The following is a 13,814-nucleotide window of genomic DNA, read 5'->3' as shown; positions in this document are numbered from 1 at the left end:
ATTCCCCCACCAGAGGCCAGACATGTTTCGCGTGTTCCGCACCTTCGGCCTCGCGCTCGGCCTGTTGGGCGGCGTCGTCGCCGCGCAGGCGCCGGAATTCGCTCAGCAATACGCCCAGCGGCTCGGCGGCGCCGCCGACGAGCTGCGTCGCCAGGTGGCCGTGCTCGAATCTGACGCGCAGGCATCCGGCACGACCCGCGACGGCGCCGTCGATCGGCTGCGCGCCAATCCGGATCAGCTGGTCGCCCGCCGCGGCGACGCTGCCCAGGCGGACATCGCGCGTCTCGCCCGCCTGAGCGCCCAGCAGCAGGCCCTGGCCTCGGCGACGAGCCCCCTCGGGCGCGTCGTGGCGATGCTGCGCGATCCCGACCTGCCCGTGGCCGAGGCGGCCTATCGGGACTTCAGCCCGGCCATCCCCACCAGCGCCGACGGCCTCGCCGCGGGCCTGATCGGGTTCTTCGTCGCGTGGGGCGGCTGGCGCGTCGCCTCGGATGTGGGCCGGAGGGCGGTGCGTCGGCGCCCGCGGGAGACTGCAACCGTCGCCTGAGCGCGGTTCACGCGCCCGAGAGTGTGGCGCCACGTCTACAGCAGCTTGCGCGAGCCTTGCGTATCGAGCAGGGATCCGGCCGTCCCGGTCCGGAAGAAGGCGCATGATGCCGCGCGCGTCGACCTCCACCACCATCGATCCGGCGCTCGACGCCGCAGCCTTGCTGCGGCGCATCGGCTTCTTCGGTCTGTTCGTGGTTCTCCCGGTCCTGGCGCAGGTCGCCCGCCGCGCCTCGGTGATCCTCGCACCGATCGCCGTGATCCTGCTGATCATCGCGAGCGTCATCGACCGGCGCCAGCGTCCGGTGCGCCCGGCGACCTACCGCCTCCTGACCGCTCCGGCCTTCCTGGCCGGGATGCTGGTGGTCCTGTGGTCGGCTCTTTCGCTGACGTGGACCCCGTTCCTCGGGCCGGCCCTGGAGCGGCTGGCCAATCTGGGCGCCACGATCGGCCTCGCCCTCCTCGGCTATCTCGCGCTCCCAGACCGGATGCGTTCGGCGAATCTCTACCTCCTGCCCCTCGGCGTCGTGGCAGGCGGGATCGTGGCGATCATGCTCGGGTTGTTCGGCGCCCACATGGCGCCGTCCGGTGTCGAGGATAACGGCGCGCTGGATCGCGGCCTCGTCCTGCTGATCCTTCTGCTCTGGCCCGCGCTCGCATGGCTGCGATCCCGGCGCCGAGACCGGGAGGCGCTCGGCCTCGCGCTGCTGGTCGCCCTCGCCCTGACGGTCCAGCCGGACGGGACCCAGATCGCCGCACTGTCGGTCGGCGCCGTCGCCTTCGCGGTGACGAGCTACCGGCCGCGGTTGGGCGTGATGCTCACCGCCGTCCTCTCGGCGGCTCTCCTCGCGGCTGCGCCGCTTCTGCCCTTCCTGGCGCGGCCGGTGGGCGCCGCCCTCATGGGGCCGCTCGCGCCCGCCGTGCTGTCGCTGAAGAGCTGGCAGAAGGTGGTGGCCGCCGATCCGGTGCGGCTGATCACCGGGCACGGCTTCGAGACGGCCCTGCGCGGCCGCCTGGTCGGCCTCCTGCCGGCCAATGCTCCGACCACGGCGTTGTTCGAGTTCTGGTACGAGCTCGGGATCGTCGGTGCGCTGGCCGCCGCCTTCGCCCTGTATGCATCGATTCGGCGGGCTGGGCGGGACGGGCCGGCCCTGGTGCCGGGGGCGATGGGCTGCTTCGCGGCCGCCTTCACGGTGGCCTGCCTGAGCGTGGGGCTGACGGCGGTGTGGTGGCTGACGACCGTCGCCATCGCCATCGTGGTCTTCGTCGCTGTGGAGCGAGGTCAGTTCCGAACCAGCCGGCCGAAGGTGGCCAAGCTGCCCAGGATCCAGGCCCGCGAGGAGTAAGCGGTCAGGCGCGCAGGAAGCCGTGCAGGCGGATCCAGGCCAGGAACAGGCCGGGCCACGCCGCCACGGGGGTACCGGGCGCACCGAGGCCGAACCCGTGGCCGCCGCGCTCGAACAGGTGCAACTCGGCCGGAACCCGCGCCTTCCGCAGGGCCGAGAACATCAGCAGCGGATGGTCGGCCACGGCGATGGGATCGTCGATGGCCTGAACCAGGAAGGTCGGCGGCGTCTCGGGCCCGACCTGCAGGTCCACCGAGTAGGTCTTCATCTCGTCGGGGGTGACGTCGTCGCCGACCAGGATGCGGCGGGTCGCGGTCCGGTCGAACGGCTTGCGCATGGTGATGACCGGGTAGATCAGCCCGGCCAGCGCCGGCCGGATCGGCAGGGCATCGGCGGTGTCGACGCCCGCGTACAGGTCCCGGGCGCTGCCCACCGCGGTTTCGCCCATCAGGTGGCCGCCCGCCGAGAACCCGAGGACGCCGACCCTGCCGGGATCGATGCCGAACTCCGCGCCGCGCGCCCGGACGAGCCGCAGGGCGCGTTGGGCGTCCTGCCGCGGCGCGTCCGGTCCCGAACCCCAGCCCTCCGCCGGCAGTCGGTAGACGAGGAGGAAGACCGTGATCCCGGCGGCGTTCAGGACCCGTCCGACCGGCACGCCCTCGTTGCCGAGCGAGATGAACTCGTATCCGCCACCCGCGGCGACGATCATGGCGGCGCCGTTCGGATTGGCCGGTCGCATGACCAGCAAACAGGGCCGCGACACCCGGGTGATGTCCCCGAATCGGCCCTCGACGTAGCGGTAACCGTCCGCCTTCGGCCCGTCGCCGCCGCCGGGCGCTTCGCCGGGCCACAGATCGATCACCTGCAGATCCGCGCCGGGCAGGGAGCGCGGAAGCGCCCGGACCGCCTCGTGCGGCGCCGGCTGGGGCGCCGTCTCCCCGGGGACCTCCGCGCGGGCGGTGCGAAGGCCCAGGACGCTTCCGAGGCCCGCGAGCAGGAAACGGCGGTCGAGCCGCAAGGGCATCCCCTCTGATCAAGCCGCGCACGGGGCCGCTCGTCGGCGGTCCCGACTCCCTAAGGAGCGCGGGTCAAACGCCCCGGCAACCGCCGTCGGTTCCGTCATGTCCGCGCGCGTCAGGCCTTGCGCGCGATGATCGCGACATAGAAACCGTCGGTCCCGGTCCGAAGCGGGCTCATCTGGATCCCGTGAGCGGTTCTCCGCACCGCCGCCCGGAGCGAATCCGGTCCTGCCGCCAGCACCTCCTCCGCCGGGACGACGTCGAAGCGACCGCGCCAGCGCGAGAGCAAACCGGACACGGCTGCGTCGTTCTCCGCCGACAGCAGCGAGCAGGTGATGTAGACGATCCGGCCGCCGGGCCTGACGAGCCGCGCCGCCCGGTCCAGGACCTGCGCCTGTTCGGCGGTGCGCAGCGCGAGGCTTCCCGGCCGCAGGCGCCATTTGGCGTCCGGATTCCGGCGCCACGTCCCGGATCCGGTGCAGGGCGCATCGACCACGACCCGATCGACTTTACCGTCGAGATCCTCCAGCATGTCGGCCCGTGCCTTGCCGCTCCGCGGGGTCCGCACCTCGGCCACCGCGCCGGACCGGCGCAGGCGTTCGTGGATCGGCGCGAGCCGGCGTGGATCGCCATCGGTGGCGATCAGTCGGGCCTCGTTCCGGGTCTCGGCCGCCAGGGCCAGGGTCTTGCCGCCACCGCCGGCGCATAGGTCGACGATGATCTCGCCGGCCCGGGGGGCGGCCAGGAGTGCGGCGAGCTGCGATCCTTCGTCCTGGATCTCGTACCAGCCGTCCAGGAACTCCGCCTCCACGTGCAGCGCCGGACCGCGCCCATCGGCACCGATCGGAATGCGCAGACCCGCCGGCGCGTGGGGTGTCGGCGCGGCATCGAAGGCCGCCAGCGCCGGCAACACCGCGTCGCGGTCGCCGCGCAGGGCGTTCACCCGGATATCGAGGGGGGCCCGCCGCGCCAGTGCCTTCAGCTCCGGGACGAGGTCGTCGCCGAGCGTGGCCGCAAGATCCGGAAGCACGAAGGCCGGGGCGTCGCCCGCGACTTCGGGAGGAGCGTCGTGCAGCGTCCCACCGTCGAGGCGCGCGCGCTCGTCGTCGCTGAGGGGTGCGGGCGCGAAACGCTCCCCGGTGAACAACGCCGCCACCGAAGCGGCGGCGAGGCCCTGCTGGAGTCGCAGCGTGCCGATCAGGATGGCGCGCGGCGTCTCCGCGCCCATGATCCAGGCCGCCGAAGCCCGGCGCCGCAGAGCATCGTAGACGAGGCTGGCGATGCCCGCACGGTCACCCGAACCGGCGAAACGATGGGCGAGGCCCCAGTCCTTGAGGGCGTCGGCGGCCGGCCGGCGACGCTCGGCGATATCGGTCAGGACTTCGATGGCGGCGGAGCAGCGAGCGGCGGGAGTCAGGGGTCGGATCCTCCGGAATGAGTCGGCGACGACGCGAAACGGCCACGCTTGGCCCACGATGCCGCCACGATACGGCCGAGCTTCCTGCACCTTCAGGGCGCAGATCGTGCCGCGGTTGGGCCGCCGTGCGGGCCGCCACGTGTCGTATGGCATCCGCCCGTCCCGGACCAGTGTGGTCCGCCGCCGGGCGCATACCGGGAGTACCTCAGCCCATGACGTCCATTGTACGCGTCGCCCTCGCGGCCCTGGTGACCGCCTCCCTCGCCGCCTGCGCGAGCGCCCCCGCCGCACAGCCGGACCTGACGCCGCCGCCGCGTCCACGGGTCGATGCCAAGACGCAGCTGGAATACGGCACGCCGCCCGCGCCGCCCCCCGGCCGCTACTGAGACGTCAGCGCGGGGCGCGGCTCAGGCCGTTTCCCGCACCCGCCGAGCCTCGTAAGCCTTGAGGCCGGTATAGACCGCGGTCAGGACCGGGAACGAAACCTCCGGCGCAAGCCGCTGGCCGCGGGCGATCAGATCGCCGATCACGTGATCCGCCTCGATCCGACCCTTGCTCTCGATGTCGCGCAGCATCGAGGCCGTGAAGGTGGATCCGGCCGCCGTCAGCTGCGCCCGCGCCCGCTCGGCCACGATGGCGCGCGGCTCGAAGCCGCTCGATGCGGCCACGATCGTGCATTCGGCATGGAGCGCTTCGATCAGGGCGGTCCCCTCGGGCGCCGCCACGATGTCGCCGACCGCGGCGCGCATAAGCGTGGTCGCTCCGGCGAGCGTCGCCAGGAACACCCATTTCTCCCACATCTCCTGCAGGATCACGTCGCTCAGGCGCGGCTGGAACTTCAGGCCGCGCATCATGGCGTCGACGGCCTCGATCCGCGCCGAGCGCGACCCGTCCCGCTCGCCGTAGGTGATGCTGCACAATTCGCTCATGTGGCGGATCGCACCGTCCGGCGCGACCGTCGCCGCGATGGCGCAGGAGCCGCCAAGCACGCGCTCGGCGCCGAACCGGGCGTCGAGCGCGTCGAGATGCGACATGCCGTTCAGCACAGGCAGGATCGCCGTGTCCGCCCCCACCGCCGGCGCCAGATCCGAGATGGCGCTGTCGAGGTCGTAGGCCTTGCAGGACAACAGGATCAGGTCGAAACGCCCGGCCTCGACCAGACGGTCGGCCGTCACGGTGGGCGGATCGGGCAGGTGCAGGTCGCCGAGCGGGGAGCGGACGTTCAGGCCGTCCGCGGCGAGCTTCGCCGCCCGGGCCGGCCGGACCAGGAAGGTCACGTCGGCCCCCGCCTCGGCGAGGCGCGCCCCGTAATAGCCGCCGGTCGCGCCGGCCCCGACGATCAGCGTGCGCATCGGTCCCTCAGGTCCGCGACGGATAGTTCGGGCTCTCGCGGGTGATCGTCACGTCGTGGACGTGGCTCTCGCGCAGTCCGGCATTGGTGATGCGGATGAACTGCGCCCGCTCCTGGAACTCGGGGATCGTGGCGCCGCCGACATAGCCCATGGCGGCGCGCAGGCCGCCGGCGAGCTGGTGCAGGACGTTGCCCACGGGGCCCTTGTAGGGGACCTGCCCCTCGATGCCCTCCGGCACGAGCTTGTGGGTGTCGTTCACCTCGGCCTGGAAGTAGCGATCGGCCGAGCCGCGGGCCATGGCGCCCACCGAGCCCATGCCCCGGTACGACTTGTACGAGCGGCCCTGGTAGAGGAACACCTCGCCCGGCGCCTCGTCGGTGCCGGCGAGCAGCGAGCCGAGCATCGCCACAGAGGCACCGGCCGCGATCGCCTTGGCGAGGTCGCCCGAGTACTTGATGCCGCCGTCGGCGATGACCGGAATGCCGGCCTCGCTGGCGGCCTCGACGGCCTCCATCAGGGCGGTGAGCTGCGGCACGCCGACGCCCGCGACGATGCGGGTGGTGCAGATCGAGCCCGGCCCGATGCCGACCTTGATGGCGTCCGCGCCGGCATCGATCAACGCCTTGGCGCCGTCCCGCGTCGCCACGTTGCCGGCGATGACCTGCACGGCGTTCGAGAGCTGCTTCACCCGGGCGACGGCGTCGAGCACCTTGATCGAGTGGCCGTGGGCGGTGTCGACCACGATGACGTCGCAGCCGGCGTCAATCAGGCGCTCGGCCCGCTCGAAGCCGCTGTCACCGGTCGTCGTGGCGGCGGCGACCCGCAGGCGACCCTGCTCGTCCTTGACGGCGTGCGGGTAGGCGACCCGCTTCTCGATATCCTTGACGGTGATCAGGCCGATGCACCGGTAATGGTCGTCGACGACCAGCAGCTTCTCGATCCGGAACTGGTGGAGCAGGCGCTTGGCCTCGTCCTGGGTCACGCCCTCGCGGACCGTGATCAGGCGGTCGCGGGTCATGAGCTCGGCAACCGGCTGGGCCGAATTCGTCGCGAAGCGGACGTCGCGATTGGTGAGGATGCCGACGAGCTTGCCCCGCGAACCGTTCGGGCCGCGCTCGACCACCGGAATTCCGGAGATCCGATTGAGCTTCATCACCTCGAAGGCGTCGGCCAGCGTCTCGTCGGGATGGATGGTGATGGGATTCATCACCATGCCGGACTCGTACTTCTTGACGAGGCGGACCTGCTCGGCCTGCTCCGGCGGCTCCAGGTTGCGGTGGATGACACCCATGCCGCCATTGGCCGCCATGGCGATGGCCATCGGGGCTTCCGTCACCGTGTCCATGGCCGAGGCCAGGATCGGCAGGTTCAGGGGGATCGTGCGGGTGAGCCGGGAGGCCACGTTCACTTCTGTGGGCATCACCGAGGAGGCGGCGGGCCGCAGGAGCACATCGTCGAAGGTGAGGCCCTCGATGATCGATGCGGTTTCTACTCGGGCCATGTGCCAACTTTCCTCGGACGGGGGCGCGCAGGGATCGCGCTGCGGGATCGGGTTGGCAAGTGCCAGTATCACGGGCTCCGCGACTGCGCCAATGCGCGCGCGACGCGTCGCAACCCGAAAACACGCAGGGCTCGCGGCTTATCCACGTCCGGTCGGGTCGCGGGGCGGTGCGCGCAGTCCCCGCGACGGTTGATCGCAACCGTTAGCCGCCCTTCGTCTCGGATGAAGCCAAGCAACGCAGTGCGGCGCCTTCGCGTGTGGCGCCGTCGTGGATTGCTTCGCCCGCGAAGACCGGGTTGGCGACGTGCGCCCTAGCGCATGGCCGGCGTGGCCGGCCCCTTGTCGGTATATTCGGGCGGCAGGCCGATATAATCGCCGAGCATGCCGTCGATGCCGGGCGCGCGGCCGAAGGCCTCGCAATCGGGGTCCAGCGGCGCCTCACCGAGCGTCGTGACGCGGATCCGGTCCCAGGTCGGCAGCGTGTTGGGGGCCGTGAACGGGTCCTCGCCGGTCGCCAGCATGTAGCCGAAATCCTGGCCGAACTCGCCGGCGAGGTCGTAGGCGTCGCTGGCGCGGGAGAAGCGCGGCTGGCTGGTGAAGGAATTCGCCGCTCCGCCCCAGACCATGGCGGCCCGCTGCTCGCGACGCCGGTCCAGAGCCTCGGCCTCGACGGTCAGGCTCCCGAGCCCGATCGGCACCCGCGGGATCGGCACGCGCCCGACCCCTTCCGCGAAGCTGAGACCCAGCTGCGAGGCCACGGTCACGCCCGCCGAGCCCGCGATGGTCGCGCCGGCGCCGAGGAGATCCGTCGGATCGACGCGGGTCACCTGCGCGCGCACGGTCAGATCCGCGTCGCGGCTGGTGACGATGTCGTACTTCAGCGACAGGTCATAGCAGAGCGCCCGGTCGGCGGCGTTCGCGATGAGCCGGCGCTCGGCCGCGGTCAGGGGCGCCGCACCGGAGACGTCGGCGTGGAACGCCGTCGGGATGATGCGGACCGTGCGCGCCTTCGCCAGCGCGGGCCGGTCGACGTAGATCCGCGAGGCCGACGCGACCTGATCGCTGGACTTCAGCCGGTCGTAGCGCGTCAGCGAGCCGCGATCGTTGAGCAGGACGGTGCCGCAGGCGGCGACCATCGAGAGAAGGGCGACGCCGGCGGCGATCCGCGCCACGGAGCGGACCTTGCTGGGGCTGGGCTGCATCGAAATCCTCGCGCGCCGGCCCCGGGCCGGCTGGAGCGGCCTCACGGACGCGTGATGGAAACTTAGCCATTGGCGCACCCGCAAAAAAGGTGGCTCCGCGCCGCGGCTCAACCTCTGTTGCACGATGGATACATTCGCGAAACACGAGGGTGCGAGGTGGCCGCGCTGCCGTGCAACCGCGGCGGTGCGACACGCGTCTGCTGTGTGATGCCTGCGACCGCTCAAAGACCGCTCTGGATCGTCCCGCTGACGGTCGCTACCGCCCTGTTCATGGAGAACACCGATTCCACGGTGATCGCCACGGCGCTCCCGAGCATCGCGGCGAGTCTTCAAGAGGACCCGATCGCCCTCAAGCTCGCGCTGACCTCCTATCTGGTCAGCCTCGCGATCTTCATCCCGGTGAGCGGCTGGATGGCCGACCGCTACGGGTCGCGGACCGTGTTCCGCGCGGCCCTCGTGGTGTTCATGGCGGGCTCGCTGGCCTGTGCGGCCGCGAACGGGCTCGCGTGGTTCGTCGCCGCGCGGTTCCTCCAGGGAATGGGCGGCGCCATGATGGTGCCGGTCGGGCGGCTCGTGGTCCTGCGCAGCGTGCCGAAATCGCAGCTCGTCACCGCCCTCGCCTATCTCACCTTTCCGGCTCTCGTCGGCCCGGTACTGGGTCCGCCGGTCGGCGGCCTGATCACGACATGGTTCGACTGGCGGTGGATCTTCTTCATCAACCTGCCGATCGGCTGTGCCGGGATCGTGCTGGCGAGCCTGTACTTCGAGGACATCCGCGAGGCGGAACGGCCGCCCCTCGACCTGCTCGGCTTCGCCCTGCTCGGCACCGGGCTGGCGGCGCTGATGCTCGGGCTGGCCTCGCTGGGCCGACATCTGCTGCCGGCCACGATCTCCTGGGGCTGCCTCGCAGCGGGCGCGATCCTGCTGCCGCTCTACTGGGCGCATGCCAGGCGCATCGCCCACCCGATCGTGCGCCTCGACCTGATGCAGCGGCCGACCTTCCGCGTCGCCGTGCTCGGCGGCAGCCTGTTCCGGATCGGCACCGGCGCGATCCCGTTCCTGCTGCCGCTGATGCTGCAGGTCGGCTTCGGCCTCGATGCCCTGCAGTCCGGCCTGATCACCTTCGCGGCGGCAGCCGGCGCGATGTTCGTGAAGACCCTGGGTCCGCGGATCCTGCGCCGCACCGGATTCCGCGCGCTGATGGTCTGGAACGCCGTGCTGGCGTCGGCCTTTCTGGCGGTGAACGGGTTCTACACGGCGCAGACGCCGCACTGGATCATGGTGGGCCTGCTGTTCATCGGCGGCTGCGCGCGCTCGATCCAGTTCACCTGCATCAACGCCATCGCATATGCCGACCTCGAATCGCGCGAGATGAGCGCGGCCACGAGCTTCGCCAGCGTCTGCCAGCAATTGTCGCTGAGCCTCGGCGTGACGCTCGGCGCGCTGGCCCTGGAAGGAACGGCCCATTGGCATGGCCGAACGCAGATCACGGCCGCGGATTTCGGGCCGGCTTTCTTCGCCGTGGCGGTGATCTCGGCAGCCTCCGTGCTGGCGTTCCGCAATTTGTCGCACGATGCCGGCGCGGAGATCTCCGGGCGCAAGACGGTCGCGCCGTCGCCGTCCGCGACCGCCGAGATGAGGCCCCGCCACGGCTGATCAGGCGGCAGCCCGGGCGGGCGGGCGCCCGGCCGCCCGCTTGCCTCCGCCCCGCGACGCGGCGGCCTTGCCGGACGCCTTCGCGGACGCGGGCTTCGGGCTCGGCGGCGGGGCGCGGTTTCCGGCACGCCAGCCCTGCCAGCTCAGGGCGCCCGGGCCGCTCAGGGCGTACATGAGGAATCCGCCCGCGAGACCGAGATCGGCGAGCATCAGCGTGCGCTCGGCGATCGCGGCGGGTCCGACGTAGTGCCAGAACGGGTGGAGCACGAAGGCCGTCACGGCGGCGAAGACGGCGAGCGCCAGACCGGTCAGCCGCGGCAGCACGCCGAGGATGAGCGCCAGCGGGCCGAAGACCTGCACCACGACGGCGGCCGTGGCGACACCGTTCGGGAAGGGCATGCCGGCGCCGGCAAGCGTCAGCGCGAAGCCCGAGACGTTGAGCGCCCGCGCGATGCCGGTCGGCAGGAGCGCGGCGGCGAGCAGCAGACGCGCAGCGAGGAGGGTTCCGTCCTGGGCGCGGGCAAGCATGGGCGGGTCCGGTCGGCTGGGATCAGGCGTGGAGCTTGACGCCTTCCCGCTGAAGACCGCGTTAAGGCGTCCGGATCAGCCGCCGACACCGCCGCGGAACAGCCGGCCGCGCTCCGTCCAGGCCACCACGAGCAACGACAATGCACCGAGGCTCGCATAGCCGACAGCCACCGGCATGACGCTGCCGTCGAAGGCCTGTCCGATCAGGAAGCCGCAGAAGGCGCCCAGGATCGTCGTGTAGAAGCCGAGGAACGACGAGGCCGTGCCGGCGATGGCCCCGAGCGGCTCGAGCGCGAGCGCGTTGAAGTTCGGCATCGCGAAGCTGATCAGGAACTGGTTGACCGCCAGGATCGACAGGAACAGCGCGAGCGGCGGATGCCCGTGATAGGCGAGCCCGGCGGCGATCTGCACGAGCCCCACCAACGTGAAGGCGATGACGCCACTGTGCGACATCGCCCGCATCCCGAGCCGCCGGACGACGCGGGCGTTGATCAGCGTCGCGACGCCCATGGCGCCGGCCACGAGCCCGAAGGCCAGGGGAAAGAGCGGGCCGAGGTGATACAGGCCGGTGTCGAACAGCTGCTGGGCCGAGCCGACGTAGCCCATGATGCACCCGGTCATCAGGCCGAGCGCGGTGGCATAACCGACGGCGACGCGGGTCTTCAGGGTCAGGCGGATCGCCTCCCAGGTGGCGGCGGGCGAGAGCGGCCGGCGGTATTCCGGGTGCAGCGTCTCGGGCATGCGCAGGGAGAACCAGACGGTCAGCCAGAAGGCCAGGATCAGCATCGAGACGAAGACATAGACCCAGGAGCCCAGCGCCAGCATCATGCCGCCGATCGCCGGTGCGATCATCGGGACGATCAGGAACACCATCATGGTGAACGACATCACGCTCGCCATCTCCCGGCCGGCGAAGCGGTCGCGCACGATCGCCACCGAGAGAACGCGCCCGCCGGCTGCACCGATGCCCTGGATGATCCGCGCGGCCAGCAGCCAGCCGAAGCTCGGCGCCATCATCGCGAGCCCGCAGCCGACCACGTAGACGGCGAGGCTCGCGAGCAGCACCGGGCGCCGCCCGAGGGCATCGGAGACCGGTCCGTAGACGATCTGCGCGAAGCCGAAGCCGATCATGTAGACGTAGACGAGGAGTTGCAGCCGGTTCGGATCCGGCACTCCGAACCGCGCCTCGATGGCCGGGAAGGCCGGCAACAGATTGTCGATCGAGATGGCCGTCACCGCCATCATCAGCGCGATGATGGCGACGAACTCGGCAAATCCCGGTCCGGACCAGGGGCGCGGGGTCCGGACCTCCTGGACCGGCGGCAGGGGCCGGATCGCGACTGTCAAAACGGGCTCTCGGGATGCGCTGGGAGGAGCCGATCAGGGCTCCTCCTTCGCGGCACACTTATGACGACCGCGCTCACCCCGCGCAGTTCAGGCCGGCAGCGGATGCAGGGCCGGCGCGGCCGGCTTGCGGCCCACGAAGGTCGCCATGAGAGCGGCGACGAGGCAGAGCAGGCCGGCCGAGATGAAGGCGCCGAAATAGGTGCCGCTCTCGGTGCGGATCATCCCGCCGAGCCAGGCTGCGGAAGCCGCACCGATCTGGTGAGCTGCCGCGATCCAGCCGAACATCAGGGCCGCGTTCTCTTCGCCGAACGACTTGCCGGCCAGCTGCACGGTGGGTGGCACGGTGGCGATCCAGTCGAGCCCGTAGAACACCGCGAAGAGGGACAGGCCGTAGAAGCTGAAGTCGAAGGAATAGGGCAGAAAGATCAGCGAGAGGCCGCGCAGGCCGTAATACCACGCGAGCAGCTTGCGCGAGTCGAACCGGTCGGTGAGCCAGCCCGAAGCCGTGGTGCCGATCAGGTCGCAGATCCCCATGAGGGCCAACAGGCCGGCAGCCGTCACTTCGGCGATGCCGTGATCGATACAGGCCGGGATCAGATGCGTGCCGACCAGGCCGTTGGTAGAGGCGCCGCAGATGAAGAACGTGCCGGCGAGCAGCCAGAAATCCCGGGAGCGCAGTCCGATCCGCAGGCCGCGCAGCGCCCGCAGGGCCGGATTCTCGGTGAGGACCGGCGTCGGCGTCACCACGGTCTCGCCGTAGCGGGGCAGGCCGAGATCGGCCGGGCGATCCCGCATCAGCAGGGCCACCAACGGGATCAGGGCCAGGGTCGCGGCCGCGACCACCAGGGAGACCGAGCGCCAGCCCTGGCCGACCGCGAGGGAGGCGAGCATCGGCAGGAAGACGAGCTGCCCGGTGGCGCTGCTCGCCGTCAGCATGCCGAGCACGAGACCGCGCCGCTTGGCGAACCAGCGTCCCGCCACGGTGGCGCCGAGGACGTTGGCGACCATGCCGGAGCCCGACCCGACGACGATGCCCCACAGCAGCACCATCTGCCAGGGCGCGGTCATGAGGCTCGTTGCGGCGGTGCCGAGCGCCAGGATGAGGAGCGCGCCACAGATGCAGCGCCGCAGCCCGAACCGCTCGATGATGGCGACCGCGAAGGGCCCGATCATCCCGTAGAGGAAGATGTTGAGCGCGATACCGACGCCGATCGTCGCCGCGGTCCAGCCGAATTCCCGCTCCCACGGCACGATCAACACGCTCGGGGTGGCTCGGACGCCGGCGCCGACAAGCAGCACCAGGAAGGTCACCGCGGCGATGATCCAGGCATAATGCAGCGGCGGCTTGGCGTGCGTGTCGGCGATGACGGACATGAACGGCCTCTGGAAAGGGCGGATTGCGGCGGATCGGTCAGGAGACGGAGGTCAGGGCGTCGGCGAGGGCAGCCACGGCCGCTGGCTCGACCCGCGCGTTGATGCGCGCCTGGGCGTCGCGCCAGTACGGCGTCGCCGCCGCGATCGCCTCGCCGCCGGCCTCGGTCAGCACGACCACGCGTTCGCGGGCGTCGGCCGCGCCGGGCGCGATTCGCACGAGGCCGCGACGCTCCAGCGGATCGAGGTTGCGGCCCATCGTGGTCCGCTCCAGGGCCGCCTCCGCGGCAAGTCGCGTCACCGGCGTCGGTCCGAGCCGCTGCAGCAGGCGCAGGATCGCGAACTGCGTCACGCGCAAGCCCACCGGCCGCAACGCGGCGTCGTAGGTCGTGGTCACCGCCCGTGTCGCCCGCCGCAGGGCTGAGCAGGTGCAGAGCTCTTGAGGACCATCGCCGGAATGAATGTCGGCCATAATATGTGCATATACACCCTTCTCGTCGGCGGCAAGGCGCATCTGCGGTGAGCCTGA

Annotated in this window: 13 protein-coding genes; 4 read left to right on the top strand and 9 right to left on the bottom strand. The window is 71.2% G+C overall.

All coding sequences use genetic code 11. The annotated features are described in order from the left end of the window. Window positions 1-22 precede the first annotated feature (22 nt). Together P9K36_RS00785 and P9K36_RS00780 are read left to right on the top strand one after the other, a co-directional pair. The gene (locus P9K36_RS00785) at window positions 23-547 is read left to right on the top strand and encodes a DUF2937 family protein (RefSeq protein ID WP_043754964.1); all 525 of its coding nucleotides are present in this window, start codon (window positions 23-25) and stop codon (window positions 545-547) included. A 106-nt stretch (window positions 548-653) separates the two neighbouring features. Beyond that, window positions 654-1,892, top strand: coding sequence for a peptide ABC transporter permease (locus tag P9K36_RS00780; RefSeq protein ID WP_278307333.1), 1,239 nt, complete (start codon window positions 654-656; stop codon window positions 1,890-1,892). 4 nt (window positions 1,893-1,896) lie between these two features. Here P9K36_RS00780 and P9K36_RS00775 read toward each other — a convergent pair whose 3' ends face one another. Both P9K36_RS00775 and P9K36_RS00770 read right to left on the bottom strand, forming a co-directional pair. Then, window positions 1,897-2,910: an alpha/beta hydrolase gene (locus P9K36_RS00775; protein ID WP_043760583.1), complete on the bottom strand. Its 1,014-nt coding sequence runs from the start codon at window positions 2,908-2,910 to the stop codon at window positions 1,897-1,899. A gap of 116 nt (window positions 2,911-3,026) precedes the next feature. Beyond that, the gene (locus tag P9K36_RS00770) at window positions 3,027-4,328 is read right to left on the bottom strand and encodes an RsmB/NOP family class I SAM-dependent RNA methyltransferase (RefSeq protein WP_043760582.1); all 1,302 of its coding nucleotides are present in this window, start codon (window positions 4,326-4,328) and stop codon (window positions 3,027-3,029) included. Window positions 4,329-4,540: 212 nt separating this feature from the next. Between P9K36_RS00770 and P9K36_RS00765 the strand changes: the two genes are divergently transcribed. Beyond that, window positions 4,541-4,714 (top strand): hypothetical protein, encoded by a 174-nt coding sequence (locus tag P9K36_RS00765; protein WP_164706329.1) that lies wholly within the window; start codon window positions 4,541-4,543, stop codon window positions 4,712-4,714. Window positions 4,715-4,735: 21 nt separating this feature from the next. Here the strand turns inward: P9K36_RS00765 and panE are convergent, their stop codons facing one another. From panE to P9K36_RS00750, 3 genes are all read right to left on the bottom strand, one after another. Beyond that, window positions 4,736-5,680, bottom strand: coding sequence for a 2-dehydropantoate 2-reductase (gene panE, locus P9K36_RS00760; RefSeq protein ID WP_043754961.1), 945 nt, complete (start codon window positions 5,678-5,680; stop codon window positions 4,736-4,738). A 7-nt stretch (window positions 5,681-5,687) separates the two neighbouring features. Beyond that, complete coding sequence (gene guaB / locus P9K36_RS00755; RefSeq protein ID WP_043351032.1) at window positions 5,688-7,181, bottom strand: IMP dehydrogenase; 1,494 nt, start codon at window positions 7,179-7,181, stop codon at window positions 5,688-5,690. Between the two features lie 311 nt (window positions 7,182-7,492). Further along, the gene (locus P9K36_RS00750; protein WP_043351034.1) at window positions 7,493-8,383 is read right to left on the bottom strand and encodes a DUF3313 domain-containing protein; all 891 of its coding nucleotides are present in this window, start codon (window positions 8,381-8,383) and stop codon (window positions 7,493-7,495) included. Window positions 8,384-8,590: 207 nt separating this feature from the next. On the opposite strand from P9K36_RS00750, the gene P9K36_RS00745 reads away from it, so the two are divergent. Then, complete coding sequence (locus P9K36_RS00745; RefSeq protein WP_043760581.1) at window positions 8,591-10,039, top strand: MFS transporter; 1,449 nt, start codon at window positions 8,591-8,593, stop codon at window positions 10,037-10,039. Here P9K36_RS00745 and P9K36_RS00740 read toward each other — a convergent pair whose 3' ends face one another. The 4 genes from P9K36_RS00740 to P9K36_RS00725 form a co-directional block, all read right to left on the bottom strand. After that, window positions 10,040-10,567: a DoxX family protein gene (locus tag P9K36_RS00740; protein WP_043754957.1), complete on the bottom strand. Its 528-nt coding sequence runs from the start codon at window positions 10,565-10,567 to the stop codon at window positions 10,040-10,042. Between the two features lie 75 nt (window positions 10,568-10,642). Continuing rightward, window positions 10,643-11,914, bottom strand: coding sequence for a multidrug effflux MFS transporter (locus P9K36_RS00735; RefSeq protein WP_052083506.1), 1,272 nt, complete (start codon window positions 11,912-11,914; stop codon window positions 10,643-10,645). Between the two features lie 87 nt (window positions 11,915-12,001). Further along, window positions 12,002-13,288 (bottom strand): MFS transporter, encoded by a 1,287-nt coding sequence (locus P9K36_RS00730; protein WP_043356721.1) that lies wholly within the window; start codon window positions 13,286-13,288, stop codon window positions 12,002-12,004. 37 nt (window positions 13,289-13,325) lie between these two features. After that, on the bottom strand, window positions 13,326-13,682 hold the full coding sequence (locus P9K36_RS00725; RefSeq protein WP_236952810.1) for a MarR family winged helix-turn-helix transcriptional regulator: 357 nt from the start codon (window positions 13,680-13,682) through the stop codon (window positions 13,326-13,328). Between the last annotated feature and the right edge of the window lie 132 nt (window positions 13,683-13,814).

The organism is Methylobacterium sp. 391_Methyba4, assembly GCF_029691625.1.
GTDB lineage: Bacteria > Pseudomonadota > Alphaproteobacteria > Rhizobiales > Beijerinckiaceae > Methylobacterium > Methylobacterium fujisawaense.
Note: the sequence above shows the minus strand (reverse complement) of the source record. Positions and strands in the feature narration are given on the sequence as shown.